The sequence below is a fragment of the Phormidesmis priestleyi ULC007 genome, from assembly GCF_001895925.1.
In the GTDB taxonomy this organism is placed as follows: domain Bacteria; phylum Cyanobacteriota; class Cyanobacteriia; order Leptolyngbyales; family Leptolyngbyaceae; genus Phormidesmis_A; species Phormidesmis_A priestleyi_A.
In genome coordinates, this window is record NZ_MPPI01000009.1 from 47,328 (window position 1) to 66,667 (window position 19,340).

Here is a 19,340-nt window from a genome sequence, read left to right on the forward strand (position 1 = left end):
ATTAAGTTTATTTTCGCCTTTGCAATGAGTTAAACGCGAGACATCTTATGGTTGGATTAAGAATAGAGAAAAATCTCGGAATTTAGCTTGAATCGCTTGCTAAGATTAGAAAGTTTTTAATGAAAATGTTGTTTTGCATACCATATTTATTCTTAATTATGTCTTCAGAATGATGTGGTTAAAAATGCCTTGAAGCAAACCCCAAAAAATTGCCTGTTCATCTCTAGGTGTATTTGCCCAAACTAAGTTGAAATAATTGATGGAGTCTTATTCGATTTCCCCCAACAACTGGGTCGGAATTATCTTGCGATTGAGTTTAGCGCTGGTGGTCGGCGGCGCGATCGGGTGGAACCGTCAACAACGACACAAAGCAGCTGGGCTAAGAACTCACATGCTAGTTAGCCTCGGAGCCGCACTGTTTGTCATGATTCCTTTACAGAGCAGTGCTCATTCAGGTGATGCGGTCAGTCGTGCCATTCAAGGAGTCGCCACTGGAGTTGGCTTTTTAGGAGCCGGAGAAATCTTGCATTTGTCGCGTCCCACTTCTGCCAACCCTAAAGTCAAAGGACTCACCTCTGCCGCCTCTATCTGGGTCACTGCTGCGTTAGGAATCATTTCAGGCTGTGGCTGGTGGCAACTCGCTGTCTCAGGAACCATGATGGCTTTAATTACTCTCGGATTAGTGAAAATGTTAGAGAACCATTCATTCATCCACCACAGTGAAGAGGAAAATGAATAAGACCTTTGGCTGCAAGCCGCTAATCTTCGATCGATGACTTATGATTGGGAACATGAAAAATTCTCCTTTTAACAAGAGCGGACTTAGAAGAGATCTGACATCGCCCTGCATAGTGAAAGGCTGAAATGGGTCAAGAAATTTCTGCGAGTCGTCGGTTTGGGATGGAAAACCCTCGCTTTGAAGCCTGGGTCGATCGCGGCTGGCTTCTAGGATTATTCGTTGCAGCAGTGGTGCTATTGGGTATAAATCTCGGAGACTTACCGCTCAGAGATTGGGATGAAGGCATCGTCGCTCAGGTGGCCCGTGAAATGTGGCGATCGCCCTTTCCCTCTTCAACCTGGCTCTATCCCAAAGAGTTGACCGGAACGCCCTATTTTAACAAGCCGCCTCTAATGCACTGGTTAGTAGCACTCACCTACTCGATCGCAGGCGTGAGCGAACTGACCACTCGCCTACCAGGCGCGATGCTGACGGCATTTTCGGTGCCGATGATGTATTGGCTCGGAAGAGAAGTTTTTTTCCAACGCACGGCAGCGATTTTTTCGGCGTTGGTCTACCTCACCTGGCTGCCCGTCGCGCGACAGGGACGGCTGGCAATGCTCGATGGAGCCGTGCTGTGTTTCTTTTTGCTGATGATGGCGTGTTTGCTGCGATCGCGGCGAGATTTACGCTGGGGTTTAGGCGTAGGGATCGGCGTGGGGCTGATCTGCCTCACCAAAGGCATTTTAGGGCTTTTGCTTGGCGCGATCGGGCTGCTGTTTCTGATCTGGGATACGCCTCGCCTGTTGACCAGCCGCTATCTCTGGCTCGGCATTGCGATCGGAGCGGTTCCGATCGGGCTATGGTATGGCGCTCAGTGGTCGCACTATCACCAGCAGTTTATTGATGCCCATTTGCTCAATCAATCCCTAGTGCGAGTTTGGGGAACGGTCGGCAATAATAACGGCCCGGTTTGGTATTATCTGTGGGAAATTCTGAAATTTGGCTTTCCGTGGCTGCTGTTTTTGCCCCAGGGGTTACGCCTCGCCTGGGAAAATCGGGGCTTAAGCTGGGCGCGTCTAGCACTCGTCTGGAGCGGTGTTTATCTGCTCGTCATTTCGGCAATGCAGACTAAGTTACCCTGGTACGCCTTGCCCATTTATCCTGCTTTGTCGCTGATGGTGGGCGCTCAACTGAGTCGCATGTGGAACCCTTTGAAGATGGGAATTCGGCAACAGCGCCCGATCGTTCATGCTCGTATCTGGTTCGCAGTGTTTGCGGTGTTTGCATTTGTGGCATGGGGCTTAAGTGCCTACTTCACCTTTTTTGCCCCTCAGCAAGACCTTCAGCTTGTTTCCTCCACATTGGCGCTCACCGTCACTGTCACCGCAATTTTAATTCTTCGGCAAGACACTCAGTTTATCTCGGTGCTGATCTGGGGCACTTATCTGACTTTGATGGTGCTAATGATGTCGAGTCATTGGGTCTGGGAGTTAGCCGAATCCTACCCGGTGAAACCTGTGGCGGATATGATTCAACGTTATACGCCTCGCGGTCAGACGATTTACACGTCTTATCCCTATCACCGTCCCTCGCTAAATTTTTATAGCGATCGGGCAGTCGTTCCTGCCTCTGAAGCAGAGTTGCAGCAGCGATGGAAGACTGACCCTCACCCTTACCAACTGTTGAGATCTTCGGCGTTGGGCTACTTGCCTACTAAACAGACTCAACTGCTAGAGATGCAAGAAGGATGGATTTTGGTGACTCGCAATTCGCACTTTAAGCCGATGGTAAGTGCCAGTCGCCACAAAAGCAGGAAATCTTGATCACTTGGCTGAAGTCCGATCGCTGCCATCCGGTGCTTTGCGAAAAGCGGCAACCAGCAGACAAAAAATGCCCACGTTGATAAAAGCATCTGCCAGATTAAACACCGCGAAGTTAATCAGCCGCACATCTATAAAATCGACGACGTGACCCAGCACAAAGCGATCGATGCCATTCCCCAGTGCCCCACTTAAAATAAACCCGTAGCCCAACTGCTCCCACCGCTCAAATCGAGGGCCAAACCACGCCAGGGCCATCAGTCCCACGCTAACGGCAAGTGACAGCCATCGCAGCCACACGCTGCCCTGAAAGAGGCTAAACGCGGCTCCCTGGTTGATCACATAAGTGATGTGAAAAACGCCTGGCAGCAGCGGAATCGTTTGACCCAGCGTCATTGTCTTCACAACCCAGAGTTTTGTAAAGCGATCGAGGATCAGACCTACGATCGCAGCCAGCCAGAAAAAACGATTTTTGAACATTCAGGAGAGGGATCGAGGACTAATAAAACATTAAACGACGCATTGCAAACGCCAGCACCGTCACAGCACACACGACCGCAAATTGTCCGGGTAGAGGAGTGAGAGAATAGGTTTTCAGAGCATCCCACAATGATAAAGCCTCTGCATCAGCCCACTTCAGCCCATAGGACAAAAATAAGTAGAAGATTCCAGTTAGATGAATGACTAACAGCCCGCAGAAACAGCTAAAGGCTAGAGATTCTAGACGAGGAGGCGTTTTGAATGCGAGATATCCACACAGCCATGCGCCGGGAATGAAGCCCAGCAAATAGCCAAAGCTAGGCTTGCTAAAATAGTGAATTCCGCCGCCGTCGCTAAAGATTTCAAACCCGGCCAACCCCAGCAATAGATAAGCAATTTGGGAAATGACCGCCGCGTTTTTTCCGCCCAGACAGCCGACTAGCAGCACGGCTCCGATCTGGTAACTCACGCCCAAAAAGTGGAGGGGAACCGTTTGGGGTGTCCAAGTCCACGGCGCATCGGCGATCGAAGCCTTGAGCAGTGTGCCTCCGATCGTCAACAATAGGCCAGTCAACGCCCACAGCATATCGGTGAGCGTAATCGTGGGTCGGGTGGTAGTCAGTCGTGAGGAAGAAGTTGACCGCGGCATAGTGATTGAAATTGTATCACTGGGTTAGAGATCAAAATTTTTGCATTCTCTAGACGCTGACAGACTGCTAATCTAAATAGCTAGGAGTTTTGAATCTTCCCTGACGTTTGAATGCTATGTTGACCTCTTCGATCGCGCCCATCGCCAAAATTTATCATCAGCCTCTGCCCGATCTGCTGTTTGAGGCGCAGCGAGTGCATCGAGAGCATCACGATCCGCGGGCGGTGCAGATGTGTACGCTTAGTAGTATCAAAACGGGAGCTTGTCCAGAAGATTGCGGCTACTGTTCTCAGAGCGTGCATCACCAAACGGATTTGAAACCAGAACCGCTGATGGATCTTGAAAGCGTGGTGGCTGAAGCTCAGGTCGCAAAAGCAGCCGGATCAACGCGCTTTTGTATGGGAGCGGCTTGGCGAGAAGTGCGAGACGGTGCCCAGTTCGATCGCGTCCTTGATATGGTACGTCAGGTTGCCGCGCTGGATCTCGAAGTCTGCTGCACGTTAGGAATGCTCAAACCTCATCAGGCAAAACAACTCAAAGAAGCAGGACTGACTGCCTATAATCACAATCTCGACACGTCACCCAGCTATTACGAGAAAATTATCACGACTCGCACTTATCAAGATCGACTGGAAACGATTCGTGCCGTTAGTGAAGCCGGAATCTCGGTCTGCTGTGGCGGCATTGTCGGACTTGGTGAATCGGTTCAAGATCGGTTAGATTTGCTCGAAGCGCTGTCAAACTTGAATCCTCCACCTGAATCGGTGCCGATCAATTGCTTGGTTCCCGTGGCAGGAACTCCGCTTGAAAATGCGCCTGCGATCGACGCGATCGAGCTTGTCCGCATGGTTGCCACCACTCGAATTCTGTTTCCAAAGGCAATGGTGCGACTGTCAGCCGGGCGACTAGAGATGAGCGACGAACTGCAAGCGCTGTGCTTTTTAGCGGGTGCAAATTCGATCTTTACAGGTGCGGTGCTGCTGACCACGCCAAACCCGGAGCGATCGCAGGATGAACGACTGCTCGATCGTTTAGGAATGGTGCCCAAACCGCTTTAATCGCTAAAAAGATTCAGCTTTAAGACAAATTCAGGTAGGGTATCTTCGCCTGACAAGTCACTAGGGAGATTCAAGACTTCAACGGGGCGACGGAACCGATAAATTTCCACTCGCTGATCTTGAGGATTGATCAGCCAACCTAACTGCACACCATTGTCTAAATACTCTTGCATCTTGTCTTGCAGGTCTTGCAGATCGTCGGTTGCGGATCGGAGTTCAATCACAAAATCGGGCGCGATCGCCGGAAACTTGCGGCGCTGAATCGGTGTTAAAGCGTCCCATCTTTGGCGCTGAATCCAGGCGGCATCGGGCGATCGATTCGCTCCATTGGGGAGTTTAAAAACAGTGGAAGAACTAAAGACAATCCCAAGATTTGTATGACGATTCCAGATGCCCAGATCAGTGATGAAGTCAGCTTCTCGTCTGCCGCTTTCTCCGCCTACAGGTGGCATGACGATCAGTTCTCCTGTTTGAGTGCGTTCAAATCGAAAGTTTTGATTGCGGCGACATAATTCATAAAACTGGTCATCTGTCAGGTTAACTGTGTCTAGATTTAAGGTCAAAGCATTCATGATTTTTCCTGCTTTAGTCTGATGAGAATCTAGATCATTTAATCGATGCCTAAGTGCTTTTTGATTTGCTTAATCGAGAGATACATCTCATATAAGCGGTGATACATTGCAGAAGCTTTGAGATAAACTTTATGCTCGACGGCAGGATATCCTGAAACGGTTTGTCCGGCGGGGACATCTTTGTGAACGCCCGCCTTGGCAGACGCAACTGAGCCATCGCCCATTTTGGCGTTATTGGCAACGCCGACCTGCCCCGCGAGAATAACGCGATTGCCGATTTGAGTGCCGCCTGCAATGCCGCAACCCGACGCAAACGCACAGGCTTCACCGACTTTTACGCCATGCCCGATTTGCACGAGATTATCGATTTTGGTGTTGCGACCGATGCGAGTCTCACCCACAGCAGGACGATCGATCGCAGAATTACAGCCCACTTCAACCCCATCTTCTAGCACGGTGTAGCCAGATTGCTCCATCTTGAGCCAGCCCTCGCGAGTCGGCACAAACCCAAACCCTTCAGAACCGATGACTGCACCGCAGTGAATCACGCAATCAGCCCCGATGTGAGTGCGTTCTTGAATCGAGCAATTCGCATGAAGGACAGTCCGATCGCCAATCTGCACGTCAGGATAAATCACAACATTGGGATGGATGACGACACCCGCGCCAATTTTTGCCCCAGTTTGGATGACGACATTCGCCCCGATCGCGACGTTTTCGCCAATCTCAGCGCTGGGATCGATCACTGCCGTGTGATGAATCACAGGCGCGGGTTTAAACGGATGATAGTAGAGCGCGATCGTTTGAGCAAAGGCGAGTCGTGGATGACGAACCGACACCCAGGCAATGCCACGAGCCTCGGCTTTTGCCTGCAAGTCTTCGTTAGATGGAAGAATTAAGGCACTAGCGGCAGTCGATCCGATCAACACTGCAAACTTGTTGCTTTCTGCATAGCTGATTGTGTTAGGAGTCGCTTCGTCGATCGCGGCAACCCCTGCGATTTCAGGATCGCTATCTGAGTGAGTGGTCAAACTGTGAGCCACGATCGAGGAACCAAGTTTCTCAATAATTTCGCTAAACTTCATCGCAAATGCAGTTAAGATTGACGACCATTTACCCTACACCCTACACCGTATCCCCCGCACGTCTCAAGAAAGCGGCACATTCGACGTGGGCAGTTTGGGGAAAGAAGTCAGCAGGCTGCACACGCTGAAGCTCATATTCGCCCTCAGCGCAAAATAGCTTGAGGTCACGAGCCAGGGTCGCCGGGTTGCAGCTCACGTAAACAATGCGCTCAGGTTTCATGTGTCGAAGCGTCTCGATCACAGAGCCATCACAGCCCTTGCGAGGCGGATCTAACAGCACGATATCGGGTTTCATCTCTAGCGCGGGCAGACCTGTTTCAACGGTTCCGGTGAGAAAGATGACGTTTTCGATGTGATTGAGTTCGGCGTTGATTTTGGCTTGCTCGACGGCTTCGGGCTGGACTTCTAACCCGATGGCGGTCTTGACTTTTTGAGCGATCGGCAGCGTCAGCGTCCCAATTCCGCTATAGGCATCGACAAAGGTCTCGGTGCCTTGCAGATCCAACTCATCCAAAATCACCTGCATCAGGGCTTCGGCTTGCTCGGTGTGAACTTGAAAGAACGTATCGGGGAGAATTTGGAACGTCAAACCCAAAAAGCGCTCGTGTAAGTGAGGTTGACCCGCAATGCAGCGAGTTTCTTTGCCAAAGATGCCATTGGTTTTGGCACCATTCACGTTGAGAGAAACCCCGACTAGATCGGGATAGCGATCGAGCCAGTCTTGAGCCTGATCATTCAACCCAACCAGGTTTGCATCTTTGCACACGAGGGTAAGCAGCATTTCTCCAGTGCGTCGTCCGATTCTCAAACTAAGGTGACGCACTTTACCACGATGAAGTTTCTCGTCATAGATGCCCCAGCCGCGTTTTTGAATGTCTAGTTTGACTTCTGCCAATAGCGGATTCAATCGCTGATCTTGAATCGGACATTGATTGAGGTTGATGAGTTGATGACTGCCTTTTTGATAATATCCGGCTTGCACCTGCCCAGTAGCAGAGCGAGTGATGGGGTAAGTCACCTTGTTTCGATAAGCCAAAGGCTCGGCAACATTTAAAACAGGATTGACGTTCAGATCTCTGAAACCGCCGATTCGCTCTAACGCTTGGACAATTTGATTGCGTTTTGCCTCAAGCTGATAGTCATAATCGACGTGCTGCCACTGACAGCCGCCACACTTATCGGCAACAATGCAACTCGGTCTAATGCGGTGAGGAGAGCGGGTTAAAAGCTCGTGAACCTTGCCATTGGCGTAAGTGGGCTTGGTGCGGATCAGACGAACGATCGCGCGATCGCCCGTGACAGTATCAGGAACGAAAACGACGCGCTCTCCGAATCGACCCACGCCATCGCCGCCCTCTGTAATGTCGGTAATGTCAACTTCGACCAGTTCTCCTTGCCGCCATAGGTCAATCACAGGCTCAGTTGGGGTAGATTCTGATTCAAAAGGCAGTTGTAAGTCGGAGATGGTCACAGAGAATATTCCTGGTCTGATATAAACAGATCCCTATTCTCGCTTTTCTAATCGACATATGACCGAACTCGCTGAAGTCTTGCAATTTATCGCAACGATCGAGCAAAAAATCTGGGCAAGTCTGCTTAGGATCGTGGATTAAATAACCTGTAAAAGTCCTCTGATTTGTCATCGCCGAGACTTTTGCCCCCTAAATCCCCCACGAGTGAGGGACTTTGAAGCCAGAGTCTTAGCTCAAAGTCCCCCAGAATGGGGGATTTAGGGGGCTGAAGCCGACCCAAACGCAGCGACAAAGATTGGTGTACACCGTAGCTCCTTAGGGAGATGGCGAGAAGTTACACCTTAATAAATCCACGTTCCTTACGAAATTGCAAATATTGGCGTTGCCTGATGGTGCTCTGAATTGAGGCTAAATTGTGTTGTTTTATCTTAAGCAAACGCTTTCTGTCAAATACTAGTGATACGCTATTATGTTCGGAAATAACACCCGTATTTTGGAGGCTTGTAGTGTCTATAGACTCGGCATCCTCTTTCCTTCAAACAGAAATAATTCTAGAGAAAATCGCGGAAATCACTCTCCACATTCAACAGGGTCGGGAACTAGAGGACATTTTACAGTGGACGATCGCTGATGCCAGGGCACTTCTGCAAACCGATCGCGTTCTCATTTCTCGCTTCCTAGAAAACCAGGATGCGGTCGTTGCCTTTGAGTCTGTCGGTGCAGATTGGACACCGATTCTCGGACAACTCATCTATGACCCCTGCTTTAGTGCAACTTGGGTCGAATACAAGCAAGGGCAGACTACCACCCTCTCAGACACTCACAGCGGGACGATCGACCCTGGCTATGTCCAACTTCTGAAAGGGTTACAGGTGCAAGCCAACCTGGTGGTGCCGATTTTCAACCAGGGCACCTTGTGGGGTTTATTGATTGCCCATCACTGTCGCAGCCCGCGTGCGTGGCAACCCTTAGAGGTGCAGTTATTGCAGCACATCGCTCTGCAACTAGGGGTTGCCACTCAACAGGCAGAACTGCGCCAACGCCAGCAATATTTAGAAAGCCAGCTTGAGCAGCACACGGTTGACCGCCAACAATCTACGATCGCTTTAACAGATCCAAACGGTGATATTTCTGGCTTTATTGGTACAGTTGCCGACCTCAACGATCGTCAGCGAAAAGAAGACCTGATCCAAGATATTGCTCAAGGCGTTTCAGCAAAAACTGGCGAGGCATTCTTCCATTCGCTGGTGCAATATCTGACTCGCTTATTGGGCATGGATCAAGCCTTTGTGTTTGAATTAATTACGCCTGAAACCAAGCGAGTTAAGATCATTGCTGGGTTAAGTGATGACCAGGTTCTAGATGGGTTGGAGTGTCCCTTGGTAGGCACCCCCTGCGAACAGGTGTTTGAGCAGGGCTTTTGTATTTATCCTAACAACGTTCAGCAACTCTTCCCAGAAGCTTTGGCATTGAAGGCTTTGGGAGGAGAGAGCTATGTGGGCATTCCCCTGGTGAGTTCGTCTGGAGCGGTCATTGGCTCGATTTGCGTGATCAGTAACCAGGCGATCGCCAACGTCCAGTTTATTCAAGAAGTCTTGACAATTTTTGCCGTGCGAGCCGCCTCCGAGCTAGAACGTCGGCAATCAGAAGCCATACTTCGTCGCTATGAGCGGATTGTTTCCGCCACCCCCGATATGGTGTCGCTGATCGATCGTAACTATCTCTACCAAGTCGTTAACCAGAGCTACCTAACCTGGAATCAGAAAACCTACGATCAAATTGTTGGACATTCTGTCAGCGATTTATTGGGGCAAGAACTTTTTGAGACTGTTCAGCCCTTAATGGATCGCTGCCTTGCAGGAGAACTTCAGCAAATCTTGGAGACATGGCAGAACTATCCAGATGGACAGCGACGCTATATCAGAGCCACCTATTCCCCCTACCTAGAACTAGACGGCACAATCTCCGGTGTGGTGGTCAACGTCCACGATCTAACCGACCTAAAACTTGTTGAAGAAGCCCTGCGGGAGAGCGAAGAGCGGTTTCGTCAAATGGCGACTAGCATCCATGAAGTGTTTTGGCTAACGGACATCAATTCCACCCAAACTATTTATGTCAGTCCAATTTATGAGGAGATCTGGGGACGCAGTTGTGCCAGTCTTTATGAGCAACCTAGATCGTTTCTAGAACCTATTCACCCAGACGATCGCGCCCACGTTTTAGACACCCTTGAGCAGCGGCCACAAACTGGCTTTAACCACGAATATCGCTTAGTTCGCCCTGATGGAACGATTCGCTGGATCTGGGAGCGGGCTTTTCCAGTAGCAGATACTACAGGACATCCTTACCGTTTGGTCGGGGTTTCCCAAGATATTACCGATCGCAAAGCCGTCGAAACTGCATTAAAGGAGTCGCAACAGCACTACCAAAACCTAATAGAAAATTCTCCCGATATCATTGAACGGTTTGATCCTCAACTCCGGCATCTTTTCGTCAGTTCAGCCCTCACCAAACTGACTGGAATCGCAACCGAGTCCTTTATAGGCAAGACCTGCCGTGATTTAGGCATGGATGCGGCCATGGTCAACACTTGGGAAGCAGCAGCCGGGTCTCTGCTGTCCACAGGTCAAAAGCAAATCATCGAATTTGAATTGCCGACGCTTAACGGGTTGCGCTCTTTTGAGATGGCGATCGCTCCAGAGTTATCAGATCAACAAACGATCGAGTCGATTCTCTGTATCTCTAGAGATGTGACCGATCGCAAAGCGTCTGAAATTGCCCTACGAGAGCAGCAACAGTTTACGGAACAGATCGCCCAATCTACCCTGGCAATTCTTTATGTATACGACCTAATTGAGCAGCGTAATATCTATACCAATCAACAGGTTGAAAAGGTTTTAGGGTATTCTCCAGAGGAGATTCAGGCCATGGGCGATGCGCTCTTTTCGCTGCTGGCTCATCCAGACGACCTGCCTAGAATGATGGCAGGTCAGCAGCGTCTTTTGACGGTTCAGAATGACGAATTTGTAGAAACGGAATACCGGATGCGGCACAAGACTGGAAGCTATCGCTGGTTGCTCAGTCGCGATCGCATCTTTAACCGCACTGCCGAGGGGTTGCCAACGCAGTCGTTGGGTGTTGCCACTGACATCACAATCCTCAAAGAAACTCAGGTTGCCCTGTATCAACAAGCAGAGCGTCAACGGTTGCTGATGGCGGTTGCTCAACGGATTCGTCAAACGTTAGATCTACACGACATTCTCGGTACCACAGTGACCGAAGTTCGGCAGTTCTTGCAGACAGATCGGGTGGTGATCTATCGGTTTGAACCCGACGGGAGCGGCATCGTCATTGCAGAATCGGTGACAGAGGGCTGGCGATCGATCTTGGGAATGCAAATTACCGCTTCCTATTTTGTGGAAATCCAAGGACAACTCTACGAGCAAGACAGAGTTAAGGCAACCGATGATATTTACACCGCTAATCTAGATCCTTACCCGGTGTCACTGTTAGAGCAAATGCAGGTGCGGGCAAGACTGATGATGCCAATTCTACAAGACAATCAACTGTGGGGGTTGTTAGTTGCCCAGCACTGCCGATCGCCCCGACAGTGGGAAGCCTCAGAAATTGAACTGCAACAACAACTGGCAACCCAGATTGCGATCGCCATTCAACAAGCCGCTCTCTACCAACAGTCGCAACAAGAACTCGCAGAACGCCAACGGGCAGAAACCGCTCTACAACAGCTCAACCAAGAACTAGAACAACGAGTGCAAGAGCGCACTCAATCCCTGCACCAACGGGCAGAACAGGAGCGGTTGCTGCGCTTGATCATTCAAAATATTCACCGCTCTCTCGATCTAGAGGAAACCCTCGCTGCCGTACTCAGCGAAACCCGCCAGACCCTCAGAGCAGATCGGGTCGCGGTTTATCAGCTTAACCCTGATTGGAGCGGCAGTTTTGTGGCAGAGTCGGTCGGTGCAGGGTGGGTGCCTTTAGTGCTGCCGGGCATCCAAAAAGTTTGGCAAGATACCTACTTGCACGATACTCAGGGCGGACGCTATCAGAATAACGAAACCCTTGCAGTTAATGATATTTATACGATCGGGCATCACCCGTGCCACATTGATCTGTTAGAACAGTTTCAAGCAAGAGCCTATGTGCTCGCCCCCATTTTTCTAGACGATCAGCTTTGGGGGTTACTTGCCGTCTATCAAAACAGCAGTCCTCGTGAGTGGCAAGGTTGGGAGATTAGTCTGATCCGACAGATTGGCATCCAAACCGCGATCGCCCTGCGCCAATCCTATTTATATCAGGCTGCCCAAGCACAGGTGAAAGAACTAGAGCGCCTCAGTCAACTTAAAGATGACTTCCTGAGCACCGTCTCCCACGAACTGCGATCGCCGATGTCTAGCGTTAAGATGGCAACCCAAATGTTGGAAATTACTTTGCAAGATTTGGGCGTATTGGATGATGAATCCAACGCTATCAACCGCTATTTCAAAATTCTGGAAGAAGAAGGACAACGCGAGGTCAATTTAATCAACGATCTGCTGGATCTGGCGCGACTTGATGCCGGGACAGATCCGCTCAATCTCACTACTATTGCGCTCCAGTTTTACATTCCTCACCTGGCAGAGTCATTTGTCGAACGCACCCACCAACAACAGCAGCAATTAGCCATCCAAATTCCTGACGATCTGCCAGACTTCATAACCGATTTGCCCTACCTCGGACGCATTTTGACCGAACTCCTGCACAATGCCTGTAAATATACCCCCCCCGGAGAAACCATCACGGTGTCTGTTCAACTTGCCGCCTCAGCTCTAGAGATTTGTGTCAGCAACGCGGGTGTCGAAATTCCGGCCGCAGAATGCGATCGTATCTTCGACAAGTTCTACCGCATTCCTAACAGTGATCCCTGGAAACATGGTGGCACAGGGCTGGGGTTAGCTCTGGTGAAAAAGCTCACCGAACGATTGGGCGGTCACATCCACGTTGAAAGTGACTGTGGACAAACGACCTTTATTCTAGAGTTCGGGTTGTTCACATAATGTCTATGCTCGATCGTCAAGAGTTGATTGATTAGGAACGTGGATTTATTGGCGTTGCTGAATGGTGACATGAATTGCAAGATTCACCCTCTCCTTTTGGGCTACTGTGTGTACACAAATTGCTTTAAGTTCGGATGGCTGGGGTTTGCCCCCTAAATCCCCCATTCTGGGGGACTTTGACCCCAGACTTTCAGTTTCAAAGTCCCCCAATTTTGGGGGATTTAGGGGGCAGAAGCCGCTCATAACGAAGCGAAAGGACTGATGTCTACACGGTAGTCTTTTGAGAGGGAACAAGAATTCTAGCTCCCTTCTCCTGTGGGATGAGGGCAGAAGATCCTTAGAAGTGGGCATCAATCCGTGTCTTGGGGAACATTGACAGAGACAATAACTCCCTCCCTCTCTGGACACGAATGAATCAGCCATCGATTCCTGCTTTTTCCCTGCCTCGCAGTTTAACGTCACTCGAAACCTGCGGGTTTGGTTTTAGCGGCTTGCTTTTGTGGTTAGGCACTGCGCCCGCAATGCACGCCGCTTTAGGATCTCAAGCCATCTGGGTTTGGCTACCGGGAACGATCGTCGGCATTTTGCTGAATCTGCAAGTCAAACGCTTGGGAACCCATTTTCCAGACGTGGCCGGCGGCACACCCAACTACACGACTCGCCTGCTTCAGCGCTTTCCGGCGATCGCTCGCTATAGCGCGATCGGCTACCTGTTGGGCTGGATCTCTGTGCCGCCGATCAATGCCATCATTCTGACTGACTTAATTCAGGCAAATTTGGAGCCGTTGGGAATTGCTTGTCCCATCATGCCGCTTCGCATTGGCTTTGCTATTTTGCCCTTTATTGTGGCGTTTAGCGGTACGCGGACGTTGGGCATTTTGCATACCTTCTTTGTATTTCCAGCGATCGGGTTTCTCGTCACCTTTTGTCTACAAGGCATCGGCTGGCTCAGTCTTGCCCCAACTAGCCCCGGTCTGCTGCCAAACACTTGGCCGGGCATTAGCGCCATCGATTGGATGAAGTGGTTCTTTATTGCCGTTTATGCCGTTTATGGCTGTGAGACGGCTTCTTCGTTTGTTGCCGATAGCCGCAAACCGACTGTGACGCTCCGTTGTTTAAGCGTCACGGCTGGATTCATTCCGATCGTTTATTTCGCGGGGTCTTGGGTGGTCATGCGGTTAGCAACCCAAGCTGGATTAGGGGACAGTGCTTATCTCAACCTGGTGGCAGCAGCCCAGCCATTCTGGGGCGTTCTTACCCCTGCGCTCGTGACCTTTTTGATTACGTCTGGCTGTCTCCTGAGTTCTGCAACAGCCGTTTCTAACTGCCCTCGCATTTTGTATCAATTGGCAAAAGATGGATATCTGCCCCCCGTATTCTCTGCCGTTTCGCGTCGGGGTGTACTTGAACCCAGCCTGATTTTTACGCTATTGCTGAGTCTACTTTGCCTGGTGTGGGGAGACGTTGCCCGCGTTGTGATGGTCACAGGAACAGGCTATCTAACGTCTATGATGGCAATCCACTGGGGTTTATGGATCTGCCGCAATCGACCAGAAACGCGGTGGTCTTGGTTATCACTCGGCTTCTTTGGGATGGAGGCTGCTGTTTTAGTGATTGGCGGGTTGGCATGGGGCTGGCAAGATTTATTGATTGGCTTACTGCTGCCGTTGGCTGTTGGGATGACAGCAGTATGGCTGCCTCGTCTGCACTTTGCACCGTTCCAGATCAATTGGTGGCTACAGCGCGATCGTCAACCACTTCGCGCACCTAAAGCTGATTGGATCGCCTTGCAAGTGACAATTCTGATCATCTTAGTGTGTGGTGCGGTCAGCATTGGCTGGTTAGTGAGAGCGAGACTTGAACGTCACGGCATGGGTAGCCATATGGCGCTGTTTAGCATTTTGCTGATCACCATTGCCTTTGTGGGTGTGGCGATCGCCTGCTGGACAAGTCTGCCTCAAATTGCTGCCATTACTGAATCACGAGAAGAAGTCGAACGGACTCTGAGTGATTTACAGCGAACGCAAACGCAACTGGTGCAGGCAGAGAAAATGTCGAGTTTAGGACAGTTAGTAGCAGGTGTTGCCCATGAAATCAACAACCCTGTCAACTTCATCTACGGCAACCTGATCCATGTGCGAGAATACTCCCAAGATTTGCTGAAGCTGATCCAACTTTACGAGCAACACTATCCAAACCCCATACCCGAAATTCAAGCCGAATCTGAAGCGGTCGATCTGGAGTTTTTGCAAGAGGATCTGATCAAAACGCTCGATTCTATGAAAATTGGCACCGATCGCATCCGTCAGATCGTGTTGAGCTTACGCAACTTCTCCCGACTGGATGAAGCCGAATTTAAAGAAGCCGATATTCACGAAGGCATTGACAGCACTTTGTTAATCTTGCAACATCGTCTCAAAGCGCGATCAGACCGTCCAGAGATTCAGTTAATTAAAGACTACAGTGATTTACCGCCAGTAGAATGCTATCCCGGCCCGTTGAATCAGGTGTTGATGAATGTTCTGGCAAACGCGATCGATGCATTAGAAGAAAGTAACGCGCAACAAACCTATCAGGAGATTGAAGCCAAGCCTAACCAGATTACAATTCGGACATTGTTGCTGGATGCTGAATGGGTAGAAATTGCGATCGCCGACAATGGACAGGGAATGCCTGAAGCGGTTCAGCAACGTATTTTCAACCCATTCTTTACCACAAAACCCGTAGGCAAAGGAACAGGCATGGGAATGTCGATTAGCCATCAAATCATTACCGGAAACCATAGCGGCAATCTGAAATGCCTCTCTAGTCCTGGGGCTGGAGCCGAGTTTGTGATTCAAATTCCGATTCGACAACCCGCTTGTGAGAGAACGATCGTGTAGGGGCACGACATGTCGTGCCCTCATGCGGATCTGTCGCAAATGTTAGAGAGATTTTACGAGAGAATCATCGTAGAGCGTCTTGACATCAAGCGGCTGTGGAACCACTTTGAAATCATAGGCAGCTTTTGCAACCAGTTCAAAACTCTTGACAGCGTTGTTTGAGTTGTCAGCGTTGAACCCAATCGTTTTGTTGCCCTCGATATCGAACAGTGTGATTCCGGTCAGTTGTTCGCGTAACTCTTCAGGTTTAATTCCCAGTTTTCCTGAGGCAGCGGCGATCGCATCTGCGTCTCCTGCTTTTAACAGGGTGATTCCTTGATTCGCTGCTTTTAGAAACGAGAGTAATTCGGCTCTGCGATTTGCAATTAAGCTAGGGCGCGTAATCAAAACATCGGCAATCAAATTGGTGCCTTTAGTGCTAAAAATGACTTCTCCACCGCCTTCTTTTGCCGCTTTAGCGAGAAACGGCTCATAGGTCACGGCTGAATCGACGCGCTTGGCGCTAAATGCTGTCGCTGCATCGGGTGCAGGCAGATCTTTAATGCTGACATCCTGTTCGGTCAGTCCACCTTTTTCGAGGTATGCCCGCAGCAAAACTTTCTCGAACAAAACGTCTTCACGCGCCAGCGTTTTGCCCTTCAAGTCTGCCGCAGACTTAATTCCGCGTCCGATAATGCCATCCGAACCGTTTGAGTAATCGCACAGAAATATGATCTTCAGCGTGGGATCTTTCCCAGCCATTTGAATCGCATCTCCGGCTGTCAGCCAAGCCAGATCAAGCTTGCCAGACAGAAATGCTGTAATTTCCTCGGTGTTTGACTGAAACAAAATGTCTTGAATTTTGAGTCCGGCTTGAGTATAAAAGTCTTTCTTCACTGAGACATGATGCCCAGAGTAACCAGACCAAGGGTTAGTGCCAACAGTGAGTGTTTGAGGTTGGGCAGAATTATTTGCCGCATTGTTATTGCCTGATTGAGGAGAGCAAGCAACTATCCAAAACAGAGCAACTAATGCAAATGCAATCAGTTTGATAGAACGAAACTTAAACATCTAAGACTTCCTTTGGGAACGTGAAACAAATGACAAAAGACCTCGGTTTAGCAATCAAAAAGCCCGAAAGAGCCGTAACAGACTATGGCTGTTAAGCGTCTCTCCCGGGCTTTTGTCCCGCCGTGTGACTGCCTGCTCTAATGCAGACAGTTTGCTTCTCTCGGACCAGTCATTAAACCTTGCATTGCTTAATTGAGGCTTAATCGGAACCCTAGAAGCCATAAATTGTTCTAACGCGGAAAGGATTTCTTTAATGAGACAAGTGACTGCTCCTAGTTGCTGAGTCTAATGTCACTATTTGTAACACGCAACAACCAGAAAAAAGTATCTCAGATCACAGTTTTGCTACGGTTATTCGCGCAGCGACTGTAAAATCTGCCGCTTAATTTCGATAAACTCAGCCGATAACTTCGTTTCTAAATCGCGCTGTTCGGGCAGCCCGATCGCAACTTCTCGCTTCATCCGTCCTGGCGACGTACCCATGACGTAAACTCGCTGCGACAGAAAAATTGCTTCTTCGACATCGTGGGTAATCATCAGACCCGTGACGTGCGTTTGCTCCCAGAGTTCTAACAAAAATTGCTGCATTTGCTCTTTGGTTTGAGCATCCAACGCGCCAAACGGCTCATCCATCAATAAGACGGCTGGCTCGTTGGCTAGGGCACGGGCGATCGCGACTCGCTGCTTCATGCCACCCGACAATTGTTTGGGATAAGATTTGGCAAACTGAGTTAAGCCCACCACATTTAGATAATAATCAATGCGATCACGCTGCTCGGCTTTGGGCATTTTGCGAAGCTGTAACCCAAACGCAATGTTTTGTGAAACAGTCAGCCAAGGATAAAGCGTGTAGTTTTGAAATACCATGCCGCGATCGGAGCCAGGCCCAGTCACGGGTCGCCCATCAACTAACACACTTCCCGTAGAAGGATTGATTAGCCCGGCCACAATATTCAATAGGGTTGATTTGCCGCACCCCGAAGAACCCACTAGACAGACAAATTCTCTTGGAAAAATCTGAAGATTGATATCCTCTAGCACCGTCATTGAGCTACCTTGAAGCGCAAATGACTTAGACAAGCCACGAACTTCAAGCTTGGGAGGAGTCGGCGCAAGATCGGCGGCAGCAGGCTCAGTCTGTCCCCGTAAGTCTTGCGATCGGGTATCAAGCATGATTAAGTTTCCAAGATGGAGCAGTGAAAGGGAGATTCTTCATCAGTTAAATAGATACGATCGCTTCATAGTGTCATTTTAGATACATAAATAGGCAGTTGCCCGATAAACTCAAACAAATTTGCTGAACCCGATGAAGTCCAGAAATTTATATGGTGATAATAATCAAAAATATCCTATCTCATCATTTTGCTTAGTCGAAAAGATTTTATCGAGTAGCCTTTGATACAAAAAAGCGTGAGAGTCTCCTTAAACTGAGGGGAATGTCATTGATTGTTGACGTTGTATTCCATCACAGTTAGTTGTGTAACTTGATAAAGGATTAACTCAGTGGCTAATGCGAGTCTCGATTCTGCTAGTTCTCCTGATCGCCAACATCACTATCTCAAGCCTTCGGTCTTCTGGAGCATTCGCCAAGGATTCTCGCGCCGATTAGCCGCTTTAATTGTGATCGTTTCGTTGGCGGTTCCGCTCTTATTGTGGGCGATCGTTAGCTATGCCAAGCTAGTGCCGCCGATATTTTTGCCCACTCCCACGGCGGTGTTGCAGGCGGGGGTTGATATGTTTATAAACCACGATCTCCTGTCAGATGTGATCGTGAGTTGCAGTCGAGTGTTGGCGGGGTTTATAGCCGCAGCCGCGATCGGCGTACCTATGGGCATTGCGATGGGCACGTTCTACAGCATGAATAGTCTGTTTGCGCCCTTTGTGGGAACAGTGCGATATATGCCTGTGACTGCGTTTGTGCCACTGATTGTGATTTGGGTTGGGTTGGGTGAAGAATCAAAAATCTTGATCATTACGCTGGGCGTTGTTTTATATAACGCGATCATGGTTGCCGATGCGGTTAAATTTATTCCCAGCGAGATGATTAATGTTGCCTATACGCTGGGTGCGAATCGGCGGGATGTTTTGTTTAAAGTGATTATTCCGGCAACGTTTCCGAGTGTGTTGGATACGCTACGGGTGAATATTTCTGGCGCATGGAATTTTTTGGTGATTGCCGAATTAGTGGCGGCTCAAAGCGGTTTAGGGTTCAGAATCATTCAGGCACAGCGATATTTGCAGACTGAAAAAGTGTTGTTCTGCATTCTGTTAATTGGCGTGATCGGACTGGCGATCGATTACGGTTTGAGTTGGCTCTCAAAAGTTCTCACGCCCTGGGCAGATCAAACTCGACATTAACGTCAGTTCGACGAGTTTTTTCGCTTCGTTCTCAGCGGCTTCTGCCCCCTAAATCCCCCATTCTGGGGGACTTCAAACCCGATTTTCAGTTCAAAGTCCCTCACTTGTGGGGGATTTAGGGGGCGTTCCAGAGGTGCAA

Annotated in this window: 13 protein-coding genes and 1 riboswitch; of the genes, 6 read left to right on the forward strand and 7 right to left on the reverse strand. The window is 49.6% G+C overall.

Annotated elements, in window-relative coordinates; translation table 11 throughout:
* Window positions 1–259: 259 nt before the first annotated feature.
* Both BRW63_RS09885 and BRW63_RS09890 read left to right on the forward strand, forming a co-directional pair.
* A complete protein-coding gene (locus BRW63_RS09885) occupies window positions 260–739 on the forward strand; it encodes an MgtC/SapB family protein (RefSeq protein WP_073070732.1) in 480 nt (159 codons plus the stop codon).
* Between the two features lie 125 nt (window positions 740–864).
* Window positions 865–2,544 carry an ArnT family glycosyltransferase gene (locus tag BRW63_RS09890; RefSeq protein ID WP_073070733.1) on the forward strand — a complete coding sequence of 560 codons (1,680 nt, stop codon included), beginning with the start codon at window positions 865–867 and terminating at the stop codon, window positions 2,542–2,544.
* Here the strand turns inward: BRW63_RS09890 and lspA are convergent, their stop codons facing one another.
* Window positions 2,545–3,021, reverse strand: a complete 477-nt coding sequence (gene lspA / locus BRW63_RS09895) for a signal peptidase II (protein ID WP_073070734.1) — start codon at window positions 3,019–3,021, stop codon at window positions 2,545–2,547. It abuts the gene before it with no gap.
* Window positions 3,022–3,040: 19 nt separating this feature from the next.
* On the reverse strand, window positions 3,041–3,670 hold the full coding sequence (locus BRW63_RS09900) for a biotin transporter BioY (RefSeq protein WP_083582821.1): 630 nt from the start codon (window positions 3,668–3,670) through the stop codon (window positions 3,041–3,043).
* Window positions 3,671–3,786: 116 nt separating this feature from the next.
* Between BRW63_RS09900 and bioB the strand changes: the two genes are divergently transcribed.
* Complete coding sequence (gene bioB, locus BRW63_RS09905) at window positions 3,787–4,728, forward strand: biotin synthase BioB (protein WP_073070736.1); 942 nt, start codon at window positions 3,787–3,789, stop codon at window positions 4,726–4,728.
* On the opposite strand, the gene BRW63_RS09910 is transcribed toward bioB, so the two are convergent.
* The 3 genes from BRW63_RS09910 to rlmD are packed head-to-tail and all read right to left on the reverse strand — an operon-like array spanning window position 4,725 to window position 7,856.
* Complete coding sequence (locus BRW63_RS09910; RefSeq protein WP_073070737.1) at window positions 4,725–5,300, reverse strand: Uma2 family endonuclease; 576 nt, start codon at window positions 5,298–5,300, stop codon at window positions 4,725–4,727. The genes bioB and BRW63_RS09910 overlap by 4 nt on opposite strands.
* Before the next feature lie 38 nt (window positions 5,301–5,338).
* Window positions 5,339–6,385 (reverse strand): UDP-3-O-(3-hydroxymyristoyl)glucosamine N-acyltransferase, encoded by a 1,047-nt coding sequence (lpxD, locus tag BRW63_RS09915; protein ID WP_073070738.1) that lies wholly within the window; start codon window positions 6,383–6,385, stop codon window positions 5,339–5,341.
* A 40-nt stretch (window positions 6,386–6,425) separates the two neighbouring features.
* The gene (gene rlmD, locus BRW63_RS09920) at window positions 6,426–7,856 is read right to left on the reverse strand and encodes a 23S rRNA (uracil(1939)-C(5))-methyltransferase RlmD (RefSeq protein WP_244913186.1); all 1,431 of its coding nucleotides are present in this window, start codon (window positions 7,854–7,856) and stop codon (window positions 6,426–6,428) included.
* 507 nt (window positions 7,857–8,363) lie between these two features.
* On the opposite strand from rlmD, the gene BRW63_RS09925 reads away from it, so the two are divergent.
* Both BRW63_RS09925 and BRW63_RS09930 read left to right on the forward strand, forming a co-directional pair.
* Entirely contained in the window at window positions 8,364–12,911 is a 4,548-nt protein-coding gene (locus BRW63_RS09925; protein ID WP_073070739.1) for a GAF domain-containing protein, read from the forward strand.
* Between the two features lie 410 nt (window positions 12,912–13,321).
* Window positions 13,322–15,793, forward strand: coding sequence for an ATP-binding protein (locus tag BRW63_RS09930; protein ID WP_073070740.1), 2,472 nt, complete (start codon window positions 13,322–13,324; stop codon window positions 15,791–15,793).
* A gap of 42 nt (window positions 15,794–15,835) precedes the next feature.
* On the opposite strand, the gene BRW63_RS09935 is transcribed toward BRW63_RS09930, so the two are convergent.
* Both BRW63_RS09935 and BRW63_RS09940 read right to left on the reverse strand, forming a co-directional pair.
* Window positions 15,836–16,843, reverse strand: coding sequence for an ABC transporter substrate-binding protein (locus tag BRW63_RS09935; protein WP_073070741.1), 1,008 nt, complete (start codon window positions 16,841–16,843; stop codon window positions 15,836–15,838).
* A gap of 99 nt (window positions 16,844–16,942) precedes the next feature.
* A riboswitch (guanidine-I (ykkC/yxkD leader) is annotated at window positions 16,943–17,069 on the reverse strand.
* Window positions 17,070–17,194: 125 nt separating this feature from the next.
* Entirely contained in the window at window positions 17,195–18,016 is an 822-nt protein-coding gene (locus BRW63_RS09940) for an ABC transporter ATP-binding protein (protein ID WP_073070742.1), read from the reverse strand.
* 330 nt (window positions 18,017–18,346) lie between these two features.
* On the opposite strand from BRW63_RS09940, the gene BRW63_RS09945 reads away from it, so the two are divergent.
* The gene (locus tag BRW63_RS09945; protein WP_073070743.1) at window positions 18,347–19,201 is read left to right on the forward strand and encodes an ABC transporter permease; all 855 of its coding nucleotides are present in this window, start codon (window positions 18,347–18,349) and stop codon (window positions 19,199–19,201) included.
* The last annotated feature ends 139 nt before the right edge of the window (window positions 19,202–19,340 follow it).

Excerpts from the sequence above, each read along its gene's own strand:
- BRW63_RS09885 (WP_073070732.1), top strand. The coding sequence starts at position 260 with ATGGAGTCTTATTCGATTTCCCCCAACAACTGGGTCGGAATTATCTTG.
- BRW63_RS09890 (WP_073070733.1), top strand. The coding sequence starts at position 865 with ATGGGTCAAGAAATTTCTGCGAGTCGTCGGTTTGGGATGGAAAACCCT.
- lspA (WP_073070734.1), bottom strand. The coding sequence starts at position 3,021 with ATGTTCAAAAATCGTTTTTTCTGGCTGGCTGCGATCGTAGGTCTGATC.
- BRW63_RS09900 (WP_083582821.1), bottom strand. The coding sequence starts at position 3,670 with ATGCCGCGGTCAACTTCTTCCTCACGACTGACTACCACCCGACCCACG.
- bioB (WP_073070736.1), top strand. The coding sequence starts at position 3,787 with ATGTTGACCTCTTCGATCGCGCCCATCGCCAAAATTTATCATCAGCCT.
- BRW63_RS09910 (WP_073070737.1), bottom strand. The coding sequence starts at position 5,300 with ATGAATGCTTTGACCTTAAATCTAGACACAGTTAACCTGACAGATGAC.
- lpxD (WP_073070738.1), bottom strand. The coding sequence starts at position 6,385 with ATGAAGTTTAGCGAAATTATTGAGAAACTTGGTTCCTCGATCGTGGCT.
- BRW63_RS09930 (WP_073070740.1), top strand. The coding sequence starts at position 13,322 with ATGAATCAGCCATCGATTCCTGCTTTTTCCCTGCCTCGCAGTTTAACG.
- BRW63_RS09935 (WP_073070741.1), bottom strand. The coding sequence starts at position 16,843 with ATGTTTAAGTTTCGTTCTATCAAACTGATTGCATTTGCATTAGTTGCT.
- BRW63_RS09940 (WP_073070742.1), bottom strand. The coding sequence starts at position 18,016 with ATGCTTGATACCCGATCGCAAGACTTACGGGGACAGACTGAGCCTGCT.